At 65.9% G+C, this 249-nt stretch carries 1 protein-coding gene; it reads right to left on the reverse strand.

Annotated features, from left to right (window positions below; genetic code table 11):
* Positions 1–249 (reverse strand): MlaD family protein (locus KZZ04_RS20200; RefSeq protein ID WP_219424035.1); only part of this gene is annotated, 249 nt, incomplete at both ends.

The following is a 249-nucleotide window of genomic DNA, read 5'->3' on the forward strand; positions in this document are numbered from 1 at the left end:
TTGGTCAGGCTGCCGCCCGGCTGGATCTCGACGAAGGATCCGCCAAGCAGCCCTTCCGCCGAGATCAGGATCGAACTGTCGTCCGGCAGGAGAACGTCCCTCCGGATCGAGACGGCTGCGTCCGCATAGAAGGTCTGGGGATTGAGCGTGAGCGACGTGACGGTGCCGATCTTCACCCCGGCCAGCCGGACATCGGTGCCGACTGTCACGCCCTCGACGCTGCGGAAGCTCGCCCTGAGGGCATAGGTG

It is taken from the genome of Pseudoalteromonas sp. CR1, from assembly GCF_019392235.1.
GTDB lineage: Bacteria > Pseudomonadota > Gammaproteobacteria > Enterobacterales > Alteromonadaceae > Pseudoalteromonas.